Raw genomic sequence first — 23,222 nt, forward strand, 5'->3', positions numbered from 1 at the left:
TTCTGTAATAATAATCACGGAATAATAATAACACGTTATATTATCCCGCGCAAGATAATTCACAATAAATTCTATAGATTCATCATAGTTTTTTTATGAAGTTCACCATATCCAAAAACTATAGCAAACCTAGTAAGGTATAAAAAATATAGATATAACAAGAAAAATCCCTCACCGTAGTGAGGGATTGAATATATTATAAAATACCAAAGAGCCACATGCCAAAAGTGCCGCCCCAGAAATGAATGAGGAAACTTACCACAGAAATGGCAAGGCCTACGCGCCACCACGTACATTGTGGCACATAACCAGCACCGAAGAAGATCGGTGTTACACCTGAACTATAGTGAGTCAATGTACAACCAGGGCTGTTCATCAAACCAAAGAGCAATATCGTAAACGGAATAGGAGCCCCCATCGCCACTAAAATAGCTGCAAAGGCGGAGAATAAAGCTGTAATACGCGCCGTACCACTGGCAAAGAAGTACTGAGAGTACACAAAGGTAGCGGAAATGATAAAGGATGCCCAGAACCAGTCAAAGCCAGCTAAATGTTGACTTACAAAATCTGCAAAGACAGCTACTACACCGAGTTTACCAAGCAGTCCAGCCATGCCCACAAGCGTACCCATCCAGATGAGGATATCCCAGCCGGTGCGTTCACCCAAAATATCCTCCCACGTAAGGGATCCTGTTACAACACACGCTAGAACCCCCATCATCGCAACAACTGTAGGATGAAGCTTAGTCCAAATTGCTGTAGCCCAAAGCAAGATGCAAAGTACAAAGATAATAGCAACAGAAATTTCAGCCTTCGTAATAGGTCCAAGAGCCTCTAGTTCTTTTTGAGCCATTGCAGCAGCCTCTGGTGTTTCCTTGATTTCTGGTGGATAGATTTTATAGATGAACCAAGGCATCAAAATCATACAAATCACACCAGGAATGACACCTGCTTGGAACCATTCCCACCAAGATATATCATAGCCAAACAGTTTAGCACCTAAAGACGTAATAAGCAAATTACCGCTACATGCGGTCAAGAAGATTGTCACAGTAATAGTGTTAATAGTATGTGCTGTCGTCATCAAGTACGCCCCAATGCGGCGGGCCGTATTACCATAAGGTTCAGAACCAAAAGCTAAGGAAATATTTTGTACGATGGGGAATACAATACCACCTCCACGCGCCGTATTAGATGGTGTAGCTGGAGAAATAATCAAGTCCGTACAAGCCAACGCATAGGCAAGCTTTAATGAGCTTGTGCCAAAAGAACGAATCAAGGTGTACGCAATACGCTTACCAAGACCAGAATTAATAATACCTCGTGAAAAGAATACCGCCGCTACGATAAGCCACACATTCGCCTCTGCATAGCCACCTAGAGCCTGTACCATAGTGATGGAATTAGTGGCTACGGCTACAACAATACCAAAAAGCGCCATAATGCCCGTTGGCCAGGGACGTAAGATAAAGCCCACAATAGTAGCCGTAAAGATAGCTAATAAATGCCAACCTTCAGGCTTGATTGCCTCTGTATGAGGTAAAAACCAAATAACGAGGCCCACTAAAACGGTAAGGGCCGCTCGTGTAAAAGTATTCATAGAACCTCCATCAGGCTTAACAACTTTCCAAGAATTCTTTGATCTTAGGATTTGCTCGTAACATTTCCATCTCTTCAGGGGATAATAACTTTACCTTATCTCGATCTTGATTTACCAAGCAAAGAAAACCAATATAATCACCCTTATTAGCACGGAACTGATGAATTGTTTTGCCTGGAATTTCGATAAAATCACCAGCTTCTACATCGTGGATTTCATCGCCCAATAAGACTTGCCCCTTGCCGCGAAATATCATAACCATATGCGTATGATCGTGATACTCCAAGGTAGAATATCCCCCTGGCAAACATTCAAAATAGCGGAATTGACACGGAATATCATAAGCACCATCATATAATACTTGACGTGTTACATCTTTAAAAGGACTACCATCTTGTTTATATACCAAGGTTTCAATACCATCCCACTTAAAATTTTTAGCATCAAACTTACGTATCATCGTATTACCTCTTTAAACAAAAAAGGGCTGCATCGAAACAAGGTTTCAATACAGCTCCATCGGTTCGATTATTTGAAGAGACGTTTCAAAGTGCCTAGTATTCCATGACTATGTTTTTGTACACCGTCTGCAACGCCTGTCACTTCAAAGCCAGTTCGTTCAATGGCTTTTGTAATGACTTCTACAGATGCTTTTGTTGGATCAAAAGAAACGGTAGCTGTCTTTTCTGGCAAATCTACTTCTGCACTTAATACGCCAGGCAAACCTAGAGATGCACCTTCAACTGTTTCTTTACAGTTGTTGCACATCATCCCCGGTACAGTAAATACCTTTGTTACAACGCCATTATCTTCGCCACAACCACAATCTTTGCACATAGTGTTACCTCCTATTAATCCTTAGCTTCTTTATGTTTATCGTCGTTCTTAGCCCCTGCTGTCACATCGATAGTAGTCGCTTTCTTAACGGCTTCTTTCGTTTCATCAACAGCCTTTTTAGGCCCCGAAATAGCATCTTTAAACTCATTGATGCCTTTACCAATAGCTTTACCGACTTCAGGCAATTTACCAGGTCCGAAGATAACTAGAGCAATCACTAATATAACTATTAATTCAGGTGTTCCTATAGACCCCATATGTATCTCCTTTATTTTTACTACTACTTATACTCTTTAGTGTACATCATCATAGGCTGCCTTGTCCACATACCAGGTCATAGCTTCTTGTGAAAGCACCGCTCCAGGCAATACACGACCAATGCGTTTTTCCCAAGGTAAATCCTCGTAATCTTCGCGTTGATACAATACCTTTGTCAAAGCAGTTCGCTTACTTTCACCAGTTACGGTAAACCAAACCGCATCAGATTTTGCTAAGAACGAAAAGGTCATAGAAATACGTTCCCACACCTTTCCATCCTCAACAGCTACCACCTCTTGATCTGTGACACGCAATGCATGAGAACCTGCAAATAGACCGGCTGTATGACCATCTTCGCCAAGATCGAGCAATGCCAAATCTAGGCCGCTTTTTTTACAAGCCTTGAGAACATTCTTAACCTCTTTCTCGTATTCCGCTGCCGCTTCTATTACAGTTTTAGAATCTGTATTGATTGGCAAGAAATGAGCCGCCCCTTTCGCCTTGCACAACAAATAAGGTTTCACGCGATTGAAGTAATTATCCTCATGAGATTGCGGCAAGAATCGCTCATCAGTCCACACAAAGAATATGCGTTCCCAATTGAGGCGCTCTATATATTCTGGGGAATTAAGCAATTCTAATAAACCATTAATAACAGTCCCGCCCGTAATACCAACAACACACGTTTCAGTGCGATTGATTTCCTCGTTGGTGAAAGCAATAAAATCCTCTGCCAATGCTTGAACTACATCGCTAGGGCTGTCATAACATTTAATTGTATCTTGAGCCATGTAATAATGACCTCCTAAAACTATTTCAATAGTTCTATTATATACACTTTTTCTGTGTAATGAAAGCAAAACCGATGTAACTCAATAGTTGGAGCCACATCGGTTCTAATTTTATTTGTATTTTCTTATGAATTACAGGAAATTCCATTCCGTATATTCATAAATCAATATTATTGTTGACCAAATTTAGGACGGCGACGCTCTGTGAAAGCACGTACACCTTCTTTGAAGTCCTCTGAAAGACCTAATGCACATTGGTTTTCTACTTCAAACTTCTTGTACTCTTCCCAACCTACTAAGAAGCTATTCCACATCATTTCCTTCATAACGCGGTAAGATTGTGCAGGTCCTTTTGCCAATTTTTCAACAAGGCGTCTTGTAGCGGTCTCTAAATCTTCTAATTCACAAACCTTATACACAAAGCCAAGTTCCTTACCCTTTTCAGCAGATACGGCTTCACCGGTCATGACAATATGCATAGCACGGTTCATACCAATGGAGCGAGTCAATAAGAATAAACCACCCGCATCAGGAGCAAGACCTACATTTACGAAAGCTTGAATAAAGCGTACGTTATTAGCAGCTACAACAAAATCTGCCGCTAAAGCCATATTGAAGGCAGCGCCTGCTGCAGCCCCTTGAAGGCTCATAATAACAGGTTTTGGTAACTTCTTCATGGCCATAGAAATCTCAGCTACCAACTCAACGATTTCAAATAAAGACTCAGTATCCCCTTCGTTTACAGCGCGCTCCATCTCTGTTAAATCGCCACCCGCAGAGAATACTTTACCTTCTGCATTAATGAGCAATGCACGAACACTTTCATCATTATGAGCCTTATCTAAGACCTCAAGGATCTCCTTGCACATCTCGATATTAAAACCATTGGCTACGGTTGGACGATTAAAGGTCAACGTACCAATACCGTTATCTACTACGTACTGAATTGTATTATAAATCATATGATTTCTCCTATATAAAAATCTATTTTCGAAAAAATTCGATTATTATATATCTATTATAGGAGAATTAAATATAGATGTAAATGAAAGAATGAAAATTAAACTGACTTGAGTATTAAAAATTATCTAATAATGCAAAAACACCTGCAGACATTGTCTGCAGGTGTAATACCCTGTATTCCAAATATTAACGTTTGGAGAATTGGCTTGCTTTGCGGGCTTTTTTAAGACCGTATTTTTTACGTTCTTTCATACGTGGGTCACGAGTCAAGAAGCCAGCTTTTTTCAAAGATTGACGAAGTTCACCATCTACGTCCAATAACGCACGGGAAATACCGTGACGAATTGCACCAGCTTGACCGGAAGGACCGCCACCAGCTACAGTTGCGATAACATCATATTGTTCAACTGTGTTAGTCAAATTCAAAGGTTGTTTTACGATCAATTCCAAAGTTTGGCGACCGAAATAATCATTAAGTTCACGTTTATTAACAGTGATTTTACCTGTTCCCGGTACCAGACGAACTCTAGCAACGGAAGATTTTCTACGACCAGTGCCGTAATATTGTGCTACTGCCATTATATATTCCTCCCTCTAGATTATCGTACGGAAATTTCTAACACTTCTGGTTTTTGAGCTGCATGTGGATGCTCAGGACCAGCGTATACGTTTAATTTGCGGTATTGTTGTGCACCCAATTTATTTTTTGGAAGCATACCACGAACTGCCATTTCAACAACACGTTCAGGTTGTTTTTCAAGCATCATGGACAATTTAGTGAAACGGGAACCACCTGGGTAACCAGAGTGACGGAAGTATTCCTTTTGTTCCAATTTTTTACCAGTTACGCGAATTTTTTCAGCGTTTACAACGATCACATGGTCACCAGTGTCTACGTGTGGTGTGAAAGTTGGTTTATTTTTGCCCCGAAGAACTTTTGCAACTTCGGCAGCAAGGCGTCCTAAAGTTTTACCTTCAGCGTCAACAACATACCATTTCCGTTCGATTGTGTTCGGATTGGCCATATATGTAGTTTTCATGCTGCATATCCTCCTAATAACGTCATAATTCTACCAAAATCAGCTTGTCCTTTGCTTCCGGGGCTAATGGAAACACGACTAAAGCTTACTCAAAATAGTATACAGATTTTATGGGTTTGTGTCAATTAAAAGTTACTATGATTTTTGCCTTTGTAGATGATATATTTTACCTTTATTTTCCATTTAGTAAAAAAAACTAAATGCTCAATTTTAAATGCCAAACCAGGTTCCTGTAACAAGCCGATATAATAAATACAAAACTATTATTAAAAACAACATCCCACTAATAAGCCTAAAAATAAATATCATACCCGGACTTTCATTATAATTGTTGTCAGGAGAGTATAAACCCAATAACAAAGGATTATATATGCCAATTCCAGTTACAACCAGACCAAATATACAGGTATAAAACTGTGGATCAATATTCTTAAAAAAAATGAATAAATCTTTCATAAAATATTATCCTCCGTAGTTTTTCAGTAAATCAGATACTTCATCATAGGCCTTATCTTCTTCAGATTTATCTCCTACAATTGAATTATAAATATTTGTTACATTAAGTCCAGCTTCACCACTACCACCTAATCCTGCATACCAACCTAGGCCCAAACCTATAGTTGTATCTTTTGATTTACTTCCACTTAATATATTTTTACCAGCTTTAAACCCAATATTACTTTCAGTTGCGCCAGTTAATGGATTAACTTGATTAGAGACATATGGCCCAAATTCATACCCTGCAACTCGATATTAAGATTCGCTTCTCCCATATCAATTTCTTTACTGGAATTAATATATCTCTTAGTACCCGCTTTAACATTGGCTCGCACACTTGCAGGACCAAGTTTAGTCTGAGCACCTATCCCTGGGCCAGCTTCAACAGTAGCATAGATATATTTAGTGTTATTATAGTTCTGTTTTGCCTCTGATAAAACCTTTCTTATATTTGCATTAATGCTTAGGTTATTATCATAACTATACTTAAAGCCTAGCGTATTAGCACTTTTTCAATAGCATTCACTAATCGCCTGTCAATAACATATTGATTTCCGTATTGCTGTAATTCTTTATGTAGTTTTAGTAATGTAGAAATTGTATTAATATCACTAGCTGAGTTTTGCTTGGCTTTCGATAGTTTATCATATAAGTAATTTACAATATTTTGTTGTTTATACGATGTAAATTCATTTGTAACAATCCCTAATGTTGATTGAACAGGTCCCATAATAGAAGGCTTTTGATCAGTTCTTTGAGTATTTCCTGTTATTCGTTCAAACTCCTCCCTAGATTTTGTATCTTTAAAGAGCCAAATCCATTCACCAGTATCCTTAGTCCGTCCTTGACCAATTAAAGAACCATAAAAATATGAATCCTTTAGTGGGTGTCCCGCTCTACCAGTATGATTAATAAGCATTGTATATCCCACGCTACTACCAATACTTTCTTGTACCCATACAATTATAAAAAATCCGCAGTGCGTTGCACTGCGGATTTTTGCACCAAATTATTTGGAGTACAATTCGACGATAAGTGTTTCGTTAACTTCGATAGGAAGTTCTTCACGTTGAGGAAGACGAGTGAAAGTAGCTTTGAAGCCTTCCAAGTCTTTTTCAATGTAAGGAAGTTCGAAAGAACGAAGTTCTTGGAAATTAGTTTTGAACATTTCGTTGTCACGAGATGCTTCGCGCAATTCGATTACATCGCCTGGTTTGCAGGAGAAGGAAGGAATATCTACGCGACGACCGTTTACCAAGATGTGGCCATGGTTTACCATTTGACGAGCTTGACGAATGGAGTTACCGAAACCGATGCGATATACAAGGTTGTCAAGACGTTGTTCCAAAAGGATCAACATGTTTTGACCTGTAACACCTTGCATTTTTTTTGCTTTATCATAATAGCGTACGAACTGGCGTTCTAGCAAGTTGTAGTAAGCTTTAACTTTTTGTTTTTCTAATAATTGTGTGCCATACTCAGACATTTTCTTCTGACGTTGGTCTTTTTTGACGCGATTCAAGGCTTTTGCGTGACCGAATACGTTCACACCAAAGCGACGACAAAGTTTGAATCGAGCCTCTCTTCTCGTTGCCATGTGATTATCACCTCATAAGATTAAAATAAACCTGTACCTACACATAATGGTACCCAAGTATAATATCATTTTCATCTAGTTATGTCAATTATCGATACTTGTGAAAGTCATTGAAATAAGTGCATAATCACAATTTTGAATTACACTTTTTTACGATAATACAACGCACTATATCGATTGTGCATGTTTCATCATATTTTATAGATTTAGATGAAAAATCAATTATAGTATGCTACAATATGAATAAGTAAGGTAATAGGTATCATTGGAGTCTTATGTCTAAGTTGGGGGAATAACATGAAAGAGTTACCTACAATGCAAGAGCTACAAAGTTTTATTACCTATAATAAAACAGGAAGCTTTACATTAGCTGCACAATCTATGAATATTACACAATCAGCTTTCAGCGCTCAAATGAAAAAATTAGAGCGTTTAGTTGGTGTGAAATTAATCTCCCGTTCTACAAGAGGTAGCCGTTTAACACCAGAAGGTGAGTTATTCCTACCAGAAGCAGAACAAGTTCTCGACACATTGGAACGAGCTATCCAATCCATTCGTTTGGCTAGCAAGGTTGAACGCCCAATTCTAAACATTGGCGTATTACGTAGTCTTGGGGATATCCGTCTAAACGGTTATGTTTCCCACTTCTTCCAAAACCATCCTGAATTCTCTGTTAGTATTTACGATATGGAAGAAGAAGAATTGATGCTCGACTTACGCGAAAACCGCATCGACATTGCATTACTCTATTTACCAAATAATAAGGATATGTCCGCATACGAATCCACCGCGCTTAGAGAAGACGAATTTGTATACTATGCACCAAACTTAGTGAACGGTATGGAAACAGCCAGTTTAAAAGCTATCCAGCAACAACCACTGCTCATGTATCCACCTAAATACTTTATGTATCGCACATTAAAAAACTATGTTGGGAACGGTCAACAAAACCTACATATCCGCGGTAGCCGTCTATCCAATCCATATACAATGATCGACTACTGTCAAAAGAATAAATCTGGTTGCATCGTAGCACGCCAAATTTTAAGTTCTTTAAACATCAATGATGGCTTTGTTCCTTTAGAAAAACCATTCAAACTGCAAGTGTGCTTCGCATTTAAGAAGAATAATTCTAAAACAGAAACTATGCATACCTTTATGGACTACGTGCACAGCGAATCACCACCACGTTTATAATAACGAATAGACCCCGTATACCTTTTGGTGTACGGGGTTTTACTATAAACAACAAATGACCTAACTATACAAAACAATTGCCCACTCTTGTCCTAAGTTGTAAAATAGAGAATAGATTTCAATTAATATAGTAAGAATACAGTGAGGTTACTATGCTCTTATCTATTCTATTCTTTATACTAGCAGGACTTGCGGAAATCGGCGGCGGCTATCTTGTATGGCTCTATATGCGTGACGATAAAGGTCCGTTATACCTAATTGCAGGTGCTTTTATTTTATTCTTATACGGCATCATCCCCACCTTCCAGCCAGAAGCAAGCTTCGGCAAAGTATACGCAGCATACGGCGGGGTGTTCATTGCCCTCTCTATTCTATGGGGCTGGCTTGTGGACGGCTTACGACCAGATATGTACGATATCATCGGCGGCCTTGTATGTCTCGTAGGTGTATATATCATCATGTATGCGCCACGTTAAATATGTAGTTTCCAGATGTGACTATAATAAAATTTATATTTTTTAGATATAACAATAACTAACTATATATTTTGAAAGTACAACCATAGCAACTATATATTTTTACATAAAACCATATAAACATTACAACAAAAGGAGTACAACTATAACAGTTGTACTCCTTTATTTATCTACATGACCATATGTATTTTTTATATCCATATGTACTTTTTACATACTAAAAAACGGCTATCCGAAGATAACCGTTTACTTTGGTGGACGATGACAGGATCGAACTGCCGACATCCTGCTTGTAAGGCAGGCGCTCTCCCAGCTGAGCTAATCGTCCATGTGGTGACCCGTCCGGGAATCGAACCCGGGATACCGCCGTGAAAGGGCGGTGTCTTAACCGCTTGACCAACGGGCCAATAAAAATGGCTCCTCGAGTAGGACTCGAACCTACGACCGATCGGTTAACAGCCGATTGCTCTACCGACTGAGCTATCGAGGAATGTGTATGGAGCGGGAAACGAGATTCGAACTCGCGACCCCCGCCTTGGCAAGGCGGTGCTCTACCGCTGAGCTATTCCCGCAAATGGTGGACGATGACAGGATCGAACTGCCGACATCCTGCTTGTAAGGCAGGCGCTCTCCCAGCTGAGCTAATCGTCCATATGTGGTGACCCGTCCGGGAATCGAACCCGGGATACCGCCGTGAAAGGGCGGTGTCTTAACCGCTTGACCAACGGGCCAAAAATGGTGACTCACCCGCGACTCGAACGCGGGACACCCTGATTAAAAGTCAGGTGCTCTGCCAACTGAGCTAGTGAGTCAAATGGCTCCTCGAGTAGGACTCGAACCTACGACCGATCGGTTAACAGCCGATTGCTCTACCGACTGAGCTATCGAGGAATGTATGGAGCGGGAAACGAGATTCGAACTCGCGACCCCCGCCTTGGCAAGGCGGTGCTCTACCGCTGAGCTATTCCCGCATACAGAACCGATAATTACTATAACATAATTATCAATCTGTCGTCAAGGATGAATTAAGTCCGTCCTGACTGCCATATAATAATATCAATTTACACATATAGTGTCAATGGTTTTTCCATAAAATGCTAGTAAATATTGGTTTAAAGACCATCGCCCACATAAGAAAAAGGGCGATGGTACAATCCCCCTTTAAAACGGGTTATTCTTTATTCTTTTGTCTACCTTTACCAGCCCCATCTTCGGCTACACTCACCTCCGCTTCAACGAAGGTTTTCATGTCATTTAGCATATGCATAGATGCATCGATTATAGATAGACCCATAGTTGACCCTAATGCTTCATCGATTAGCAGTTTATAGTCTAAATAAGGCTTTACCCCTAAGAAGCGACATTGTTCCTTATGTATAGGTTCATCATGTATAGGCTCATCATAGGCAGCCGACGGGAACACATAGTCCTTAACTAGCGGTTCAATGGTAACCGCCGCTAAAACAGCTGCACCAGTTACTATATTATCAAAGACTACAGCCATGCGATGGCTAGCAGCTCCTAAGATAAAGGCCGTTAAAAATGCAATATCTAAACCACCCGCTATGTGAAGCAAGTGCAATACTGCATCACGGCGCTCACTTTCACTAATAGTAGACCAATCATCCACAGCAATATTAAATCGATCTACAAAAGAATGAATATGAGCAGCGCGTTGCTCTATCGTAGGGCCATATTCATTATGAACGAGAATATCCTCATAGGCACAACCTGTGATTGTCGCCGTCGTTACAAGAGAGTCCAGAAAGGCCCTCTCCCCTACGTTACCAATCGCCACCACTTGTAGTCCATCTGCATGTAATTTGTCTGCATAGGTAAAACCTAGCTCAAGAGCACGCTCTAATTCATCTCGAGAAATAGCAGGTTCTACGCCAAAGAAATGAGACCCTTTTCGAATCACCTGTTGCTCAATATTTGTTAAATCAGAAGTGTCTTGTTCTAGACCTACATTCACCACATGTGCAACAGCATTTAATTTAGCTGCAGCCCCTTGTGTAGCTGTTCTTCCCTCATTAAAGCGTTTTATAGCAGCATAACTTTCACTACCATGTTGATCATTTTGCGGTCCATCTACCAAGTGATCAGCTGCCACAACGAGCACACCTTGACGCAAATGATTTGGTTTAGGGTCTCCTAAAATTCCTGCAAAACGCTCCGCTATAGTTTCTAACGTAGCCAGACTATAGATAGGCTTTGTCAAATTATCAATACGGAATCGACATGTTTCCATTGCTTGTGTATCTAACGGCTCAACTTTGAAAGTTCTCATTTATTACCTCCTGTAATGGCCATATACATATGCACCGCAAGATCTAGCATCCCCATTTGTATGGATCCACCAGAAGCCTCACCTAAACAAAGGCCTAAATCTACATAGGCTTCAAGGCCTAAATTTTCTAAGGAAGATTTGGCCGCTTTTTCAGCAGATAAATGTGAAGCCATCACATAATCCATCGCTTTTGGAGCCAATGTTTTAGCCACCAATGCACAAGCCGATGTATTAAATCCATCGATAATAACTAACCCATGATTTGCTGCAGCGCCTAAGATAACACCCACAATACAAGCAAATTCAAAACCGCCTACAGACGATAAAATACCAAGAGCATCATCCTTACTAATATCCTTATATTTTTCTAGCACATCATGAACAATCCGCTGTTTTAGTTTGAGTCGTTCATCGGAAATATTCGTTCCTCGTCCCGTCGCCTCTTCCGCTGTAAGTCCTGCAAACTTAGCGGTCATAAGGGCACTAGCTGTCGTATTTGATATACCCATTTCACCTACCAAAAATACGTTAAAGCCTTCATCGATTTTTTCTTTTACTAGACGAATCCCTGTTTCGATGCCCTCCACGGCTTGTTCGCGCGTCATGGCGGGCTCTTCTACAAAGTTTTTTGTACCCATCCCCAGTTTATGACTTCGAAGGCCTGGAACCCAACTCATATCTGCATCGATCCCCATGTCGATAACTTCCATTTGGGCCCCACAATAATTAGCTAGGGAGTTAGCACCCGCCCCTTTAGGAATTAGATAATTTTGTGTCATTCCAACAGTTGTTTCCTTGGGATACGCACTGACACCCATATCAGCTACGCCATGATCCGCAGAAGCAATAATCATACATGGTTTTGGCACGGTTACCTGCTCTTGATTCGTAGCCGCCCCATATTGAGCCACAACATCTACAAGACGACCATATAGTTCCACCGGCGATTCTGCATTCCAGCTATTAAATATATGTTGTTCAATCTTTAAGCTGCGACCTGTAATAGCGCCACAAGTTTCTTGTAACAAACTCATAAAAGCTCCCTTAACATAATATATTTACATACTCATATCGATATATAGTATACACGATTCTAGATATATGTCATATTTTTTCAGTTACATTTACTCTCTTATAGGATACAAAACTACGCCATTTTAATTATCCTTGATTTGACCAGTTAAATACGGTAACTTTCCTCGAATCTCGCGACTTCGTTCAAGATAGATTTCTAATTCTTGACCGTCATCCTCTTGTAAAAGTATCTTTTTTACACGTTGAATTTCTGCTTCAACCTGTGTGAGCCCTTCAATGACATTACGACGATTCCCATAAATAATTTCACGCCACATCGATGGTAATCCACCTGCAACACGGGTGCAATCACGGAAACCGCCAGCAGATAACTTCATGCGTAATTCGCCCAATTCATCGCCTCCCGAAACTTGTGTTAAAATAGAGGCCAATAAGTGAGGCATATGACTAACCATAGCCAGATATGCATCGTGAGCGTAAATATCGACAAACTCGATACGAGACCCTAAGGCACGACCCATGTCAGCTAATTCTTGAGCTACTTCTTCACTATATACATCAGATGCCTTATCTTCTAACACAATCCAGCCCATACCTTTGAATAGGTTTTTATGAGATACTTCATACCCGCCCTTTTCGGATCCTGCATAGGATGGACAGATACGAAAACGGTCCCCTTAGGAATCGATTCATAAACGGCTCGTACAAAATTTTCCTTCGCACTAGATACATCGGTTACAACTTGTCCCGATCTAAATAGATGAGCCGTTTCAGTAAAAAGTCGTGCATTTGTATCAGGTGGCAAGGAGAACACAACGATATCTGAGTTCTTAATCAATGGCTCAACTTCAGTCCACGCAGCTTTTACCACACCATCTTGAATGGCCGCATCACAGACCTCTTGACGACGTGCATAGCCTACTACCTCATAATCTGTATATTCCTTTAAGGCCTTTGCCAAGGATCCACCTAATAGGCCTAAGCCAATAATGCCTACTGTCTTACTCATATAAACCTACTTTCAAGTAAAACTAGCAATGTCTATTCTCCAATATAATGCTAGTTATATTACATTATTATTTAGCTAATTGTAAATCAAAATTAGGGAGAATGAAATTAAGCTTCGATAAGATGCTTGTTTCTCCATTTACCGCTATACCAACGATATATAAACAATAAACCTCGCAAGATTTCATCAGCGGCCATGGCAATCCATATACCAACAAGGCCCCAACCCCAGTAAATACCAAATAGATACGATAATGGCACGGCGCATAACCACATGCCAAAGATTCCCACTAGCATAGGCGTACGAATATCACCGGCAGCCTGCAAACAACCAACCATAACGATATTTACTGCACGTCCTAACTCAAGAAAGATCTCAACCAGTAATACATTATGTGCTAACTCTAGGATTTCCGGATCCGAAGTAAACACAGAGACAACAAAATCACTAGTCACATAGAAGAATGTAGCAAGACCTACGTTAATAGCAATCGCTAAATACATGGACTTCCATACACGACTAGTAACCTCCTCTTGGCGTTTAGCGCCCATTAGGAAACCTACGATAACTTGTGAAGCATTGGATAGTGCTATGGTGTATACATAACAAAGCATGGCGATAACAGATACATAAACTTTAGTATTAATAACTGCTAAGCCTAAAATATTGACCATTTTCATAATCGTAGTTTGAGATAATTGATAGCTCAATGTTTCTCCACCAGAAGGAACACTGATATGCAATAAAGATTTAACCGTATGCCACGGAAATGGTTTTAAGAATGTAAAGCTCACCTCTAAGGTTAATAATTTCTTAAAAGTATATCCAATAATCACGAGCCCTACCACTTTAGATAGCCACGTAGAAATAGAAACGCCTAATACACCAAGGCTTGGTATTGGACCATGTCCAAAGATTAATACATAGTTTGTTAGAATATGAATGATATTCATCACAAGGGCAATGTACATGGTAACACGTGTTAATGAGTGCCCTCTAAATACGGCTACTAACGCATAATACATCGCTTGTATCGGTAGCCCTGCAGCAACGATAGTAGTATATATCGACGTATCACTCATCGTTTCTGGTGGTATACCTAGCCATGTAAAGATCCATTCATGGCAAGTAATAAAGAATACTGCCGCTATAGATGAAAAGAGAAAATTCATCATTAAGCTGACCGTACATACCTCTGATAGCTTGGACTGGTTTCTCGCTCCTAAATATTGGGCAATCAAAATCGTCGTAGCTGTACTCATGACGATGATGAGCATAATAAAGATATTTAAAATTTGATTGGCATTAGCTACCGCTGCTACCGCTTGAGGCGAGTAGTGACTCATCATCAATTGGTCTATATTACCTACTAGCATCTGTAGGAACACTTCAATAAATATAGGCCAACTCAAAGTCCAGATAGATAGACTAATCCCCTTTTCGTATGCTTTCATAAAAACCTCTGCAATGAATACGATACAATTGCAATGAATATCATACAATGTCCTTATTATATCACGTTATATAACCACATGGGACAAATCGCAGAAAGCAATATACTAAATAGTTTTTCATAAAATAGTACATACAAAAAACGTGCCACCCGAAGGTGACACGTTTCTTTAATCAGCATCCTACCTAATGGGTACGATACTAATATTATTTAAATTGATTGCAAAGGCTATCAAATAATGCTTGGTCAGGTTTTACAACATCTTCAGTCAATGGACGAGGATGTGGTCCGCCATTTGCTGCAGCCATTGCTTTTTCAAAGGAAGGTTTAGATGTATTTTGATAGATAAGGCCTGTAACCAAACCATCAGTATCACCCAAAGTTTTAAGCGCTACTGCACGATCTGTTGGGTCATAACCTTCAGGCAATGCTACTAAATGTTCTTTGAACCAATCATAACTATTGCGTTTGTTGTATGTAACACATGGGCTAAATACATTGATGAAGGAGAAGCCCTCATGATCTATAGCTTGTTGAATCAAATCAACGAGCTCTTTACGATTCACCATATAGCTTTGCGCTACAAATGTAGCACCTGCTGCAATCGCAGTTTCACAAACGGACAATGGAGACTCAAACGCACCATGAGGAGTTGTTTTTGTAACAAAACCGATGTCAGAACGAGGGGATGCTTGACCTTTAGTCAAACCATATACATGGTTATCCATTACTACGTATGTCATGTTTACATTACGTTTAAAAGCATGAATGGTGTGACCCATACCGATAGCAAACGCATCACCGTCACCGGAAAATGCGATAACTTCTAGGTCTTGGTTAGCAAGCTTAACGCCTTGCGCATAAGGAAGCGCACGGCCATGAGTTGTATGCGCACCATAAGCGTAGAAATAGCCACCGATACGGCTAGAACAACCAATACCGGAAATTACGGCTAATTTTTCTGGTGGAATATTTTTCGCTACTACAGCGTCAGTAATCGCCGCTTGAACCCCATAATGGCCACAGCCTGGACACCAGTTAGGACGAATATCATTTCTGTAATCTTTAGCTGTTGTCATATTATAGGACCTCCTTAATCGCATTTTTCACATAACTTTTTGTGAATGGATTACCATCGTATTTCAAGCAGCTAGAAATCTTATGTTTCTTATGCATGTTGATTTTAAATAAGTTAGCCAATTGACCAGTTTTATTGTGTTCTACAATAACTACTTTTTTCGCCGCATCAAAGAACGGTTGTAATTGCTTTGCTGGGAATGGTTTAATTAAGCGCAATTGTAAATGGTTAACTTTAACACCTTCTTGATCGAATTCAGCAACAGCTTCTTCGATAGCACCACGACTAGAAGCCATACCTACAACGAGTACATCCGCTTCATCGTATTTAGCATTGTTCAAGAATGGTTCATAATTGTCAGCTACAGTTTCCAATTTACGGAAGCGTTTATCAGTTTGCGCTACGTGCATTGTAGGCGCTTCTGCTGGTTTACCTTCTTCATTATGCTCTAAGCCTGTGGAAAGGAATAGACCATTTTTCATGCCTGGAATTGTACGAGGGGAAATGCCATCTTCAGTCAATTCAAAGCGTTTGAAATAGTTAGGTTGTACCAATTCAGGAAGCTCAGCTTCTTTCATCATTTTACCTCGATTAATAGGTACGCGGTTCAAATCGAAAGAAGGAACGGATTGTTTATTCAAACCTTGTTGTAAGTCAGGCATAAAGATAACTGGACATTGGTACATTTCTGCCAAGTTGAAAGCTTTTTGAATTTCATAGAAACATTCTTCAATAGATGTTGGAGAAATTACGATACCAGAGTAGTCACCATGTGCATTGTAGCAAGCTGCATCAATATCGGATTGTTCAACTTTTGTAGCCATACCAGTGGATGGGCCAGAACGTTGAACGTCAATAACAACCATTGGCAATTCAGCCATGGAAGCCATAGACAAGGATTCTGCCATCAAGGAAAGGCCTGGACCAGAAGTACATGTAAAGCCACGAACACCTGCGTATACACCACCCATAGCTGTCATACATGCTGCGATTTCGTCTTCTGTTTGAACAACAGTTGAGCCCAACTTATCCATAGTTTTAATCATGTATTCCATAACTTCGGATGCTGGCGTAATAGGATATGATGCCATGAAACGGGAGCCCGCAGCAATAGCACCAAGAGCACATGCTTCGTTACCTAATAAGAACATTTGATCTTTCTTACCAGGCGCTGGCAATGTATCGATTTCAACATCGCCTAATTTTTCCATTACAAGGCTATGACCATCATCGAAAGCAGCCAAGTTTTTATCAATAATCTCTTGGGATTTCTTTGCAAATTTCTCAGTAATAGCATCTTTAAACATCTTAGTATCAAAACCAAGAAGCGCTACGGACATTCCAAGTGCTACGATATTACGCATCAACAAGGAGCCTTGTTTCATTGCTGTTTCAGAGATAGGCAAAGATAAACAATTAATCTTTGTACCTTCAAATTTAGAAAAGTCTGGATTAACTTTGCTATCACAGATGATATATCCACCATCACGTACTTCGGAACCGTGCATATCAACGGTTTCTTGATCAAGGGAAAGCAAGAAGTCTACCCCTTCACCGATAGACATAATTTGTTCCAATGCTACGCGCAATGCGAATGTAGTATGACCACCTTTGATGCGAGATGCAAATAAACGTTGGCTATACAAAGAGTAGCCTTCTTTAGCAAGGATTGTAGCCATAATTTCGCCGCAACTCTCGATACCTTCACCTTGTTGGCCGCCCATTTTCCAGATAAAATCTTTACGTTTTTGCAAGAGATTCACCCTCCTTAGGATAAAAATTACACTGCTGACAAGAGTCTACCTTACTATGTTAATGTTTTATAGTACGAACCTGTCTTATATCGTCATTGTATCATGTATATTTTAGGTTTACAATGTATCATTTCACATAATAATAGGTATAAATTAAGGTATTATAACTAAAAATTATAAGAGAAAAAGGATACTACTTTCTAAGTAGTATCCTTTTAGTATTTATGCTTATCGTTTTATATTCAGACGGCAAAAAAAGAGTCTATATAAAATTATATAGAATATTTATTCTTAAATTATTTAGAATATTTATTCCGTAACACCTCTTGTTGCCGTTCTTCAGTAAAGAATATTTCTTCTAAACATAAGCCTTGAGCGGGTGCAGTTTTCCCTATAACACGGCGGTCTTTAGCTGCTAAATACCCTTTAATGTCCTCCACCTTACGGCGACCAAGCCCGACATCTACGAGTAGGCCTGCAATATTACGCACCATATGGTATAAGAACCCATCACCGACCACAGAAATCGTCACCTGTGAACCTCGGGCCTCAACACGAATTCCCATAATTGTCTTTACAGGATCCGCAGGGGTTGAATTCGTTCCCTTTAGGGTTGTAAAGTCATGCGTACCTACTAGTTCATTACCTGCGGCCTGCATCCGATCAATATCTAAGGGCTTTTTCACATGCCAATGATACCGCTGCGTCAAAGGATCTGCAATGAGCTGATTATGAATCGTATATACATACTCTTTACCGTATATATTCCACCGTGGCTTCCAATCTAACGGAATTTCTATCGCTTCTATAACGACTATATCCTTAGGTATATGAGCTATCATAGCACGAGGAATATTTTCTACTGGTATAGTCCCTGATGTTTGAAAGGTACATACCTGAAATTTAGCATGCACCCCTGCATCCGTACGAGATGCACCATAAATTTGAATGGGTTCATTACAAATACGTGATAAACCATATTCCAAACATCCTTGTACCGTTAAGCCTTTATCATTAGGTTGCTTTTGATAACCTGCTAAATCTGTACCATCATAAGCCACTATGATCTGTATGTTTCTCATAGATCTAACCACCACAATGCGACAAGTACAATAGTTACCAAAACAACAGCGCCAACACCAATATAATCGACATAGGTAACTTGTAATTCCTTCATACGCGTACGGTTGACGCCACCTCTATAGCAACGCGCTTCCATAGCGATAGCTAATTCATCGGCCCGTCGAAACGCACTGATAAATAATGGCACTAAAAGTGGCACCATGTTTTTCGCTCGTTGAATAATAGAGCCTGTCACAAAGTCTGCACCACGAGCAGATTGTGCTTTCATAATACGATCTGTCTCATCCAATAAGGTAGGGATGAAACGCAAGGCAATAGTCATCATCATGGCGAGCTCATGAGCAGGAACACCTATGCGACGGAACGGATTGAGCAAGTGCTCGATGCCATCAGTTAAGCGAATTGGTGATGTGGTATAGGTCAACAAAGAAGAAAACAAGATTAAGAAGATTAATCGTGCCGCCATTTGAAGGCCCATTGCCACGCCATGGTCGGTAATATTAATAATCCCCCATTGAAAAATTGGATTCCCTGGTGTCGTAAAAATGTGAATCCCCATAGTAAATACGATGATAATCCAAAGCGGTTTAATAGCAGACCACATCAGACGTAATGGCAAACGCGATAATAGCATTGCAAAGATGGTGAAACCACCTACTATGCCATAGGCTAGTGGAGAATTTGCCAAGAAGATAGCCACTACGAAGATGGTAGTAGCAATAATCTTTGCTCGCGGATCCATGCGATGCAAGAAGGAATTCCCTGGGAAGTATTGACCAATAGTAATGTTATTTAACATGGCTACCTCCCTCTAGAATTGCTTGTACCGCATCATCTACAGATAGTACGCGATTAGACACATCAAGGCCTTGTTCACGCAAATATTCCATAGTAACGGACACTGGCGGTACATCTACACCGACAGCCTGTAATTCATCACGATGATTATTAAAGATGTCCATCGGTTCACCATCGAGAACGATACGCCCTTTATCGAGTACTACAAGACGAGAGGCCATGCGAGAAATATCTTCCATATTGTGAGATACAAGAATTACAGTTATTCCCTTTTCTTTATGTAGTCGAATGATTTCTTCAAAGATTTCTTCCCGTCCAAATGGATCAAGACCAGCAGATGGTTCATCGAGCACGAGAAAATCTGGGTCCATAGCCACTACGCCAGCAATAGCCACGCGACGCATTTGACCACCAGATAAATGGAATGGAGAACGTTCTGCATACGTGTCGTAATCGAGCCCTACGAACTTCATCGCATCTCGCACACGCTCATCTACATCATCAGCACTAAGACCTAAATTTTTAGGGCCAAAGGCGATATCTTGCGCAATGGTTTCTTCAAACAATTGATGCTCTGGGTATTGGAATACCATACCAACCTTATGGCGCATTTTTTTAGCTTCCTCTGTGGAGGCGCTAATATCTACACCATTGACCGTAACGGTACCAGTTGTAGGATGTAATAGACCATTTAGATGCTGTACAAAGGTAGATTTACCGGAACCAGTATGACCGATAACACCTAAAAACTCCCCATTTTCAATGGTAAGAGATACACCACGAAGTGCAGTCTTTTCAAAAGGAGTACCCATGCCGTAAGTATATGTAATATTATCTAATACGATCGCCATTAGTGGGTTGCCTCCCCTCTTGGAGCATCTGTTGAGTGTATAGCGGATAATTGCTTGCCTAACTTTGAGCCTTTAAGGCCCTTTGCTAACTCTTCATTATTAATGATACTCTTACCCACTTCATAACCTTTAGCATTCAATTTGAAAGCAATCTCAGAGGCTACTGGTACATCGAGGCCCAGCCCTTTTAAAGTATCTACATGGCTAAAAATTTCACGAGGCATACCATCATGTAATTTCACACCATTTTTCATCACCACAACTCGGTCTGCCGTAACAGCTTCCTCCATGAAGTGCGTAATATATACAATCGTAATGCCCTCTTCCTTATTGAGCTTGTGAACCGTTTCAAGCACTTCGCGGCGACCTTTTGGATCGAGCATCGCTGTTGGTTCATCAAGAACGATACAATCAGGCTTCATCGCTAATACACCTGCGATAGCAATACGTTGTTTTTGTCCGCCCGATAATAAATGGGGACCATGTTCTCTATATTCAGTCATATTAACAGCGGCTAACGCTGCATCAACACGTTGTCTAATTTCTGCACTAGGAATACCTAAGTTTTCTGGACCAAAGGCAACGTCCTCCTCTACAACGGCCGCTACGATTTGGTTATCAGGATTTTGGAATACCATTCCTACATGTTGGCGAATATTCCAAATATGCGCTTCATCCCGCGTATCAAAGCCACATACATTGATATGACCTTCACTAGGTTGTAATAACACATTAAAATGCTTGGCAAGCGTACTTTTACCACTGCCATTAGTTCCAATGATACAAACAAATTCACCGCGCTTAATGGATAGATTCACATCATCCAAGGCACGTACATCATTGCCGTTTTCATCAGTATAAATATGACTCATATGATTGACCTCAATCATAATGTCTTGTTCATTCATGGATAACCTCATATCTTTCTAGTCAATTTCGTTTCTATGAAAGTAGAACCATTTGCATCATCTATCATACTCATGTGGTGCATAATCCCCATATTTCAATTTATCCTATTTAATAGAACTTGAATTTAATAATCTCTTAGATATTATGCAAAAGGTTGACAATACATATTCATCCTTTACGATAACTGCTAACATATTACGATATTATACTAGTCGATTGTACCATAAAATTGACAATAAAAAAACGGTGCTGCAACATAAGTTACAACACCGTATGAGTTTGATTAAACTAACTCGATAATAGCCAAAGGTGCAGCGTCACCTTTGCGAAGACCAGTTTTGATTACACGAGTGTAACCACCTTGGCGGTCTGCATATTTTGGAGCAATTGTATCAAACAATTTTTTTACTACACTTTCATCCATGAGGTATGCAAGAACTTGGCGACGTGCATGAAGATCACCACGTTTAGCCAAAGTTACCATTTGATCAGCTAAAGAACGAAGTTCTTTCGCTTTAGCTTCAGTCGTTTCAATACGCTCATATTGGAAGAAAGATGTTAACATGCTACGGAACAACGCTTTACGAGCGGAGCTGTCGCGGCCTAATTTTCTGTACATTCGTCTTCCTCCTTATTCGCCTTTTTGTTTAAGTTGAAAACCACCTGGGTGATTATTGAGTTTTTCCTCAATTTCATCGATAGATTTTTTACCTAAGTTGCGAACTTTTCCTAAGTCATCAATGGTTTTGTCTAGCAAGTCTGCAATTGTATTAATGCCAGCACGTTTCAAGCAGTTATACGCACGAACAGAGAGTTCCAACTCGTCGATGGAAATCTTTGCTGGGCCGTCATCTACAGCTGGTTCTTCATTATCGGAACCTACTGGATCTATAACGATACCGCCTTCACCAGTGTTTACATCTACAACATCTGCAGAATGCGCTAATTTAGTGAAGTTCCCTAAATAACCAATCATAATGGCAGCAGATTTTGCCACTGCATCAGCAGCAGTAATGGAGCCATCAGTCCAAACTTCTAATGTAAGCTTGTCGAAGTCCATTTCATTGCCTACACGAACATCACTCACTTCGTATTTAGCACGAAGAATTGGAGAGAAGATGGAATCGATTGGAATACAACCAATAACATCAGTATCTTTTTTATTCTTCGTTGAAGGAACATAGCCTTTACCTCGTTCGATTACTACGTCCATTACGAGATGAGCTGTCTCATCCATTGTCGCAATCACGAGTTCAGGATTCAATACTTCTACCTCTGGCGGGAATTGTTCAGCTAAATCAGTAGCTGTCAATATTCCATCCTTTTGGAAGTCGAAATGAACTTCCAAAGGTAATTGTGCTTCTTCTTCAACTTTGATGCACAATTGCTTTAAGTTAAGGATAATATCCGTAACGTCTTCGCGAATACCAGGAATAGTAGAGAATTCATGAAGAACTCCATCAATTTTGATAGAGGTGATAGCTGCCCCATCCAAGGATGAAAGCAAAATTCTGCGTAAGCTATTACCGAGAGTGATCCCATAACCACGATCTAATGGTTCACATACGAACTTACCATAACGACCGCCATCGGCGATGTCCACTTTCTCGATTTTAAGTTTCTTTTCTTCGCTCATCAGGAACATCCTCCTATATAACACACGTTCATAGTTAATTATAGCACCGTATCATATCGGTCACTATAA

The 23,222-nt window shown here is 40.1% G+C and carries 25 protein-coding genes, 9 tRNA genes and 1 pseudogene; 2 read left to right on the forward strand and 33 right to left on the reverse strand.

The features are described from left to right. Positions 1–196: 196 nt before the first annotated feature. From VPAR_RS07315 to rpsD, 12 genes are all read right to left on the reverse strand, one after another. Positions 197–1,600: a DASS family sodium-coupled anion symporter gene (locus VPAR_RS07315; protein WP_012864746.1), complete on the reverse strand. Its 1,404-nt coding sequence runs from the start codon at positions 1,598–1,600 to the stop codon at positions 197–199. 16 nt (positions 1,601–1,616) lie between these two features. Further along, complete coding sequence (locus VPAR_RS07320; protein ID WP_004696849.1) at positions 1,617–2,060, reverse strand: cupin domain-containing protein; 444 nt, start codon at positions 2,058–2,060, stop codon at positions 1,617–1,619. Between the two features lie 68 nt (positions 2,061–2,128). Then, the gene (locus VPAR_RS07325) at positions 2,129–2,437 is read right to left on the reverse strand and encodes a heavy-metal-associated domain-containing protein (protein ID WP_012864747.1); all 309 of its coding nucleotides are present in this window, start codon (positions 2,435–2,437) and stop codon (positions 2,129–2,131) included. 14 nt (positions 2,438–2,451) lie between these two features. Further along, positions 2,452–2,694, reverse strand: a complete 243-nt coding sequence (locus tag VPAR_RS07330; RefSeq protein ID WP_008602548.1) for a Sec-independent protein translocase subunit TatA/TatB — start codon at positions 2,692–2,694, stop codon at positions 2,452–2,454. Between the two features lie 36 nt (positions 2,695–2,730). Beyond that, positions 2,731–3,486: a 6-phosphogluconolactonase gene (pgl, locus tag VPAR_RS07335; protein WP_012864748.1), complete on the reverse strand. Its 756-nt coding sequence runs from the start codon at positions 3,484–3,486 to the stop codon at positions 2,731–2,733. Positions 3,487–3,656: 170 nt separating this feature from the next. Beyond that, a complete protein-coding gene (fabM, locus tag VPAR_RS07340; RefSeq protein ID WP_012864749.1) occupies positions 3,657–4,448 on the reverse strand; it encodes a trans-2-decenoyl-ACP isomerase in 792 nt (263 codons plus the stop codon). 187 nt (positions 4,449–4,635) lie between these two features. Next, positions 4,636–5,028, reverse strand: coding sequence for a 30S ribosomal protein S9 (rpsI, locus tag VPAR_RS07345; protein WP_004695188.1), 393 nt, complete (start codon positions 5,026–5,028; stop codon positions 4,636–4,638). A gap of 20 nt (positions 5,029–5,048) precedes the next feature. Then, entirely contained in the window at positions 5,049–5,489 is a 441-nt protein-coding gene (gene rplM / locus VPAR_RS07350; RefSeq protein WP_004695186.1) for a 50S ribosomal protein L13, read from the reverse strand. A 210-nt stretch (positions 5,490–5,699) separates the two neighbouring features. Then, positions 5,700–5,945: a hypothetical protein gene (locus tag VPAR_RS07355; RefSeq protein WP_012864750.1), complete on the reverse strand. Its 246-nt coding sequence runs from the start codon at positions 5,943–5,945 to the stop codon at positions 5,700–5,702. Positions 5,946–5,951: 6 nt separating this feature from the next. Further along, positions 5,952–6,101 (reverse strand): hypothetical protein, encoded by a 150-nt coding sequence (locus VPAR_RS09660; protein WP_157728052.1) that lies wholly within the window; start codon positions 6,099–6,101, stop codon positions 5,952–5,954. A gap of 379 nt (positions 6,102–6,480) precedes the next feature. After that, positions 6,481–6,918, reverse strand: a complete 438-nt coding sequence (locus VPAR_RS07360; RefSeq protein WP_169302145.1) for a hypothetical protein — start codon at positions 6,916–6,918, stop codon at positions 6,481–6,483. Positions 6,919–6,996: 78 nt separating this feature from the next. Next, the gene (rpsD, locus tag VPAR_RS07365) at positions 6,997–7,584 is read right to left on the reverse strand and encodes a 30S ribosomal protein S4 (protein ID WP_004695181.1); all 588 of its coding nucleotides are present in this window, start codon (positions 7,582–7,584) and stop codon (positions 6,997–6,999) included. Between the two features lie 297 nt (positions 7,585–7,881). On the opposite strand from rpsD, the gene VPAR_RS07370 reads away from it, so the two are divergent. After that, the gene (locus VPAR_RS07370; protein ID WP_012864752.1) at positions 7,882–8,781 is read left to right on the forward strand and encodes a LysR family transcriptional regulator; all 900 of its coding nucleotides are present in this window, start codon (positions 7,882–7,884) and stop codon (positions 8,779–8,781) included. Between the two features lie 152 nt (positions 8,782–8,933). Then, entirely contained in the window at positions 8,934–9,257 is a 324-nt protein-coding gene (locus VPAR_RS07375) for a YnfA family protein (RefSeq protein WP_012864753.1), read from the forward strand. Positions 9,258–9,509: 252 nt separating this feature from the next. On the opposite strand, the gene VPAR_RS07380 is transcribed toward VPAR_RS07375, so the two are convergent. From VPAR_RS07380 to VPAR_RS07480, 21 genes and pseudogenes are all read right to left on the reverse strand, one after another. Next, positions 9,510–9,585, reverse strand: a tRNA-Val gene (locus VPAR_RS07380). Positions 9,586–9,588: 3 nt separating this feature from the next. Continuing rightward, a tRNA-Glu gene (locus VPAR_RS07385) sits at positions 9,589–9,663 on the reverse strand. Between the two features lie 8 nt (positions 9,664–9,671). Further along, positions 9,672–9,747, reverse strand: a tRNA-Asn gene (locus tag VPAR_RS07390). Between the two features lie 7 nt (positions 9,748–9,754). After that, positions 9,755–9,829: transfer RNA gene (locus VPAR_RS07395), tRNA-Gly, on the reverse strand. Between the two features lie 3 nt (positions 9,830–9,832). After that, a tRNA-Val gene (locus tag VPAR_RS07400) sits at positions 9,833–9,908 on the reverse strand. A 5-nt stretch (positions 9,909–9,913) separates the two neighbouring features. Then, positions 9,914–9,988, reverse strand: a tRNA-Glu gene (locus VPAR_RS07405). 5 nt (positions 9,989–9,993) lie between these two features. Further along, positions 9,994–10,069: transfer RNA gene (locus tag VPAR_RS07410), tRNA-Lys, on the reverse strand. A 3-nt stretch (positions 10,070–10,072) separates the two neighbouring features. Further along, positions 10,073–10,148 (reverse strand) — tRNA-Asn (locus tag VPAR_RS07415). A 5-nt stretch (positions 10,149–10,153) separates the two neighbouring features. Further along, positions 10,154–10,228, reverse strand: a tRNA-Gly gene (locus VPAR_RS07420). Positions 10,229–10,428: 200 nt separating this feature from the next. Further along, on the reverse strand, positions 10,429–11,547 hold the full coding sequence (locus VPAR_RS07425) for a nicotinate-nucleotide--dimethylbenzimidazole phosphoribosyltransferase (protein ID WP_012864754.1): 1,119 nt from the start codon (positions 11,545–11,547) through the stop codon (positions 10,429–10,431). Next, positions 11,544–12,581, reverse strand: coding sequence for a nicotinate-nucleotide--dimethylbenzimidazole phosphoribosyltransferase (cobT, locus tag VPAR_RS07430; RefSeq protein WP_012864755.1), 1,038 nt, complete (start codon positions 12,579–12,581; stop codon positions 11,544–11,546). The genes VPAR_RS07425 and cobT overlap by 4 nt, the downstream gene beginning before the upstream one ends. A 123-nt stretch (positions 12,582–12,704) precedes the next feature. Then, positions 12,705–13,591: pseudogene (locus VPAR_RS07435) on the reverse strand (prephenate dehydrogenase). 107 nt (positions 13,592–13,698) lie between these two features. After that, positions 13,699–15,045: an MATE family efflux transporter gene (locus VPAR_RS07440; protein WP_012864756.1), complete on the reverse strand. Its 1,347-nt coding sequence runs from the start codon at positions 15,043–15,045 to the stop codon at positions 13,699–13,701. 205 nt (positions 15,046–15,250) lie between these two features. Then, positions 15,251–16,123, reverse strand: coding sequence for a 2-oxoacid:ferredoxin oxidoreductase subunit beta (locus tag VPAR_RS07445; protein ID WP_012864757.1), 873 nt, complete (start codon positions 16,121–16,123; stop codon positions 15,251–15,253). 1 nt (position 16,124) lies between these two features. Beyond that, entirely contained in the window at positions 16,125–17,876 is a 1,752-nt protein-coding gene (locus VPAR_RS07450; protein ID WP_004698101.1) for a 2-oxoacid:acceptor oxidoreductase subunit alpha, read from the reverse strand. 296 nt (positions 17,877–18,172) lie between these two features. Continuing rightward, on the reverse strand, positions 18,173–18,958 hold the full coding sequence (gene truA / locus VPAR_RS07455; protein ID WP_012864758.1) for a tRNA pseudouridine(38-40) synthase TruA: 786 nt from the start codon (positions 18,956–18,958) through the stop codon (positions 18,173–18,175). Continuing rightward, the gene (locus VPAR_RS07460) at positions 18,955–19,758 is read right to left on the reverse strand and encodes an energy-coupling factor transporter transmembrane component T family protein (RefSeq protein ID WP_008602525.1); all 804 of its coding nucleotides are present in this window, start codon (positions 19,756–19,758) and stop codon (positions 18,955–18,957) included. The genes truA and VPAR_RS07460 overlap by 4 nt, the downstream gene beginning before the upstream one ends. Next, positions 19,748–20,608 (reverse strand): energy-coupling factor transporter ATPase, encoded by an 861-nt coding sequence (locus tag VPAR_RS07465; RefSeq protein ID WP_012864759.1) that lies wholly within the window; start codon positions 20,606–20,608, stop codon positions 19,748–19,750. Before VPAR_RS07465 ends, VPAR_RS07460 begins: the two co-directional genes overlap by 11 nt. Beyond that, a complete protein-coding gene (locus VPAR_RS07470) occupies positions 20,608–21,516 on the reverse strand; it encodes an energy-coupling factor transporter ATPase (RefSeq protein WP_012864760.1) in 909 nt (302 codons plus the stop codon). The genes VPAR_RS07465 and VPAR_RS07470 overlap by 1 nt, the downstream gene beginning before the upstream one ends. A 284-nt stretch (positions 21,517–21,800) precedes the next feature. Further along, positions 21,801–22,136, reverse strand: coding sequence for a 50S ribosomal protein L17 (gene rplQ / locus VPAR_RS07475; RefSeq protein WP_004695155.1), 336 nt, complete (start codon positions 22,134–22,136; stop codon positions 21,801–21,803). A gap of 12 nt (positions 22,137–22,148) precedes the next feature. Continuing rightward, entirely contained in the window at positions 22,149–23,153 is a 1,005-nt protein-coding gene (locus tag VPAR_RS07480; protein WP_008602523.1) for a DNA-directed RNA polymerase subunit alpha, read from the reverse strand. Positions 23,154–23,222 lie beyond the last annotated feature (69 nt).

Source organism: Veillonella parvula DSM 2008, from assembly GCF_000024945.1.
GTDB lineage: Bacteria > Bacillota > Negativicutes > Veillonellales > Veillonellaceae > Veillonella > Veillonella parvula.

Coding starts and splice junctions, on each gene's coding strand:
- VPAR_RS07375 (WP_012864753.1), top strand. CDS start 8,934: ATGCTCTTATCTATTCTATTCTTTATACTAGCAGGACTTGCGGAAATC.
- VPAR_RS07330 (WP_008602548.1), bottom strand. CDS start 2,694: ATGGGGTCTATAGGAACACCTGAATTAATAGTTATATTAGTGATTGCT.
- rplQ (WP_004695155.1), bottom strand. CDS start 22,136: ATGTACAGAAAATTAGGCCGCGACAGCTCCGCTCGTAAAGCGTTGTTC.
- rpsI (WP_004695188.1), bottom strand. CDS start 5,028: ATGGCAGTAGCACAATATTACGGCACTGGTCGTAGAAAATCTTCCGTT.
- VPAR_RS07480 (WP_008602523.1), bottom strand. CDS start 23,153: ATGAGCGAAGAAAAGAAACTTAAAATCGAGAAAGTGGACATCGCCGAT.
- rpsD (WP_004695181.1), bottom strand. CDS start 7,584: ATGGCAACGAGAAGAGAGGCTCGATTCAAACTTTGTCGTCGCTTTGGT.
- VPAR_RS07425 (WP_012864754.1), bottom strand. CDS start 11,547: ATGAGAACTTTCAAAGTTGAGCCGTTAGATACACAAGCAATGGAAACA.
- fabM (WP_012864749.1), bottom strand. CDS start 4,448: ATGATTTATAATACAATTCAGTACGTAGTAGATAACGGTATTGGTACG.
- VPAR_RS07315 (WP_012864746.1), bottom strand. CDS start 1,600: ATGAATACTTTTACACGAGCGGCCCTTACCGTTTTAGTGGGCCTCGTT.
- VPAR_RS07460 (WP_008602525.1), bottom strand. CDS start 19,758: ATGTTAAATAACATTACTATTGGTCAATACTTCCCAGGGAATTCCTTC.
- VPAR_RS07440 (WP_012864756.1), bottom strand. CDS start 15,045: ATGAAAGCATACGAAAAGGGGATTAGTCTATCTATCTGGACTTTGAGT.
- VPAR_RS07445 (WP_012864757.1), bottom strand. CDS start 16,123: ATGACAACAGCTAAAGATTACAGAAATGATATTCGTCCTAACTGGTGT.
- rplM (WP_004695186.1), bottom strand. CDS start 5,489: ATGAAAACTACATATATGGCCAATCCGAACACAATCGAACGGAAATGG.
- VPAR_RS07470 (WP_012864760.1), bottom strand. CDS start 21,516: ATGAATGAACAAGACATTATGATTGAGGTCAATCATATGAGTCATATT.
- cobT (WP_012864755.1), bottom strand. CDS start 12,581: ATGAGTTTGTTACAAGAAACTTGTGGCGCTATTACAGGTCGCAGCTTA.
- VPAR_RS07465 (WP_012864759.1), bottom strand. CDS start 20,608: ATGGCGATCGTATTAGATAATATTACATATACTTACGGCATGGGTACT.
- VPAR_RS07355 (WP_012864750.1), bottom strand. CDS start 5,945: ATGAAAGATTTATTCATTTTTTTTAAGAATATTGATCCACAGTTTTAT.
- pgl (WP_012864748.1), bottom strand. CDS start 3,486: ATGGCTCAAGATACAATTAAATGTTATGACAGCCCTAGCGATGTAGTT.
- truA (WP_012864758.1), bottom strand. CDS start 18,958: ATGAGAAACATACAGATCATAGTGGCTTATGATGGTACAGATTTAGCA.
- VPAR_RS07325 (WP_012864747.1), bottom strand. CDS start 2,437: ATGTGCAAAGATTGTGGTTGTGGCGAAGATAATGGCGTTGTAACAAAG.
- VPAR_RS07320 (WP_004696849.1), bottom strand. CDS start 2,060: ATGATACGTAAGTTTGATGCTAAAAATTTTAAGTGGGATGGTATTGAA.
- VPAR_RS07370 (WP_012864752.1), top strand. CDS start 7,882: ATGAAAGAGTTACCTACAATGCAAGAGCTACAAAGTTTTATTACCTAT.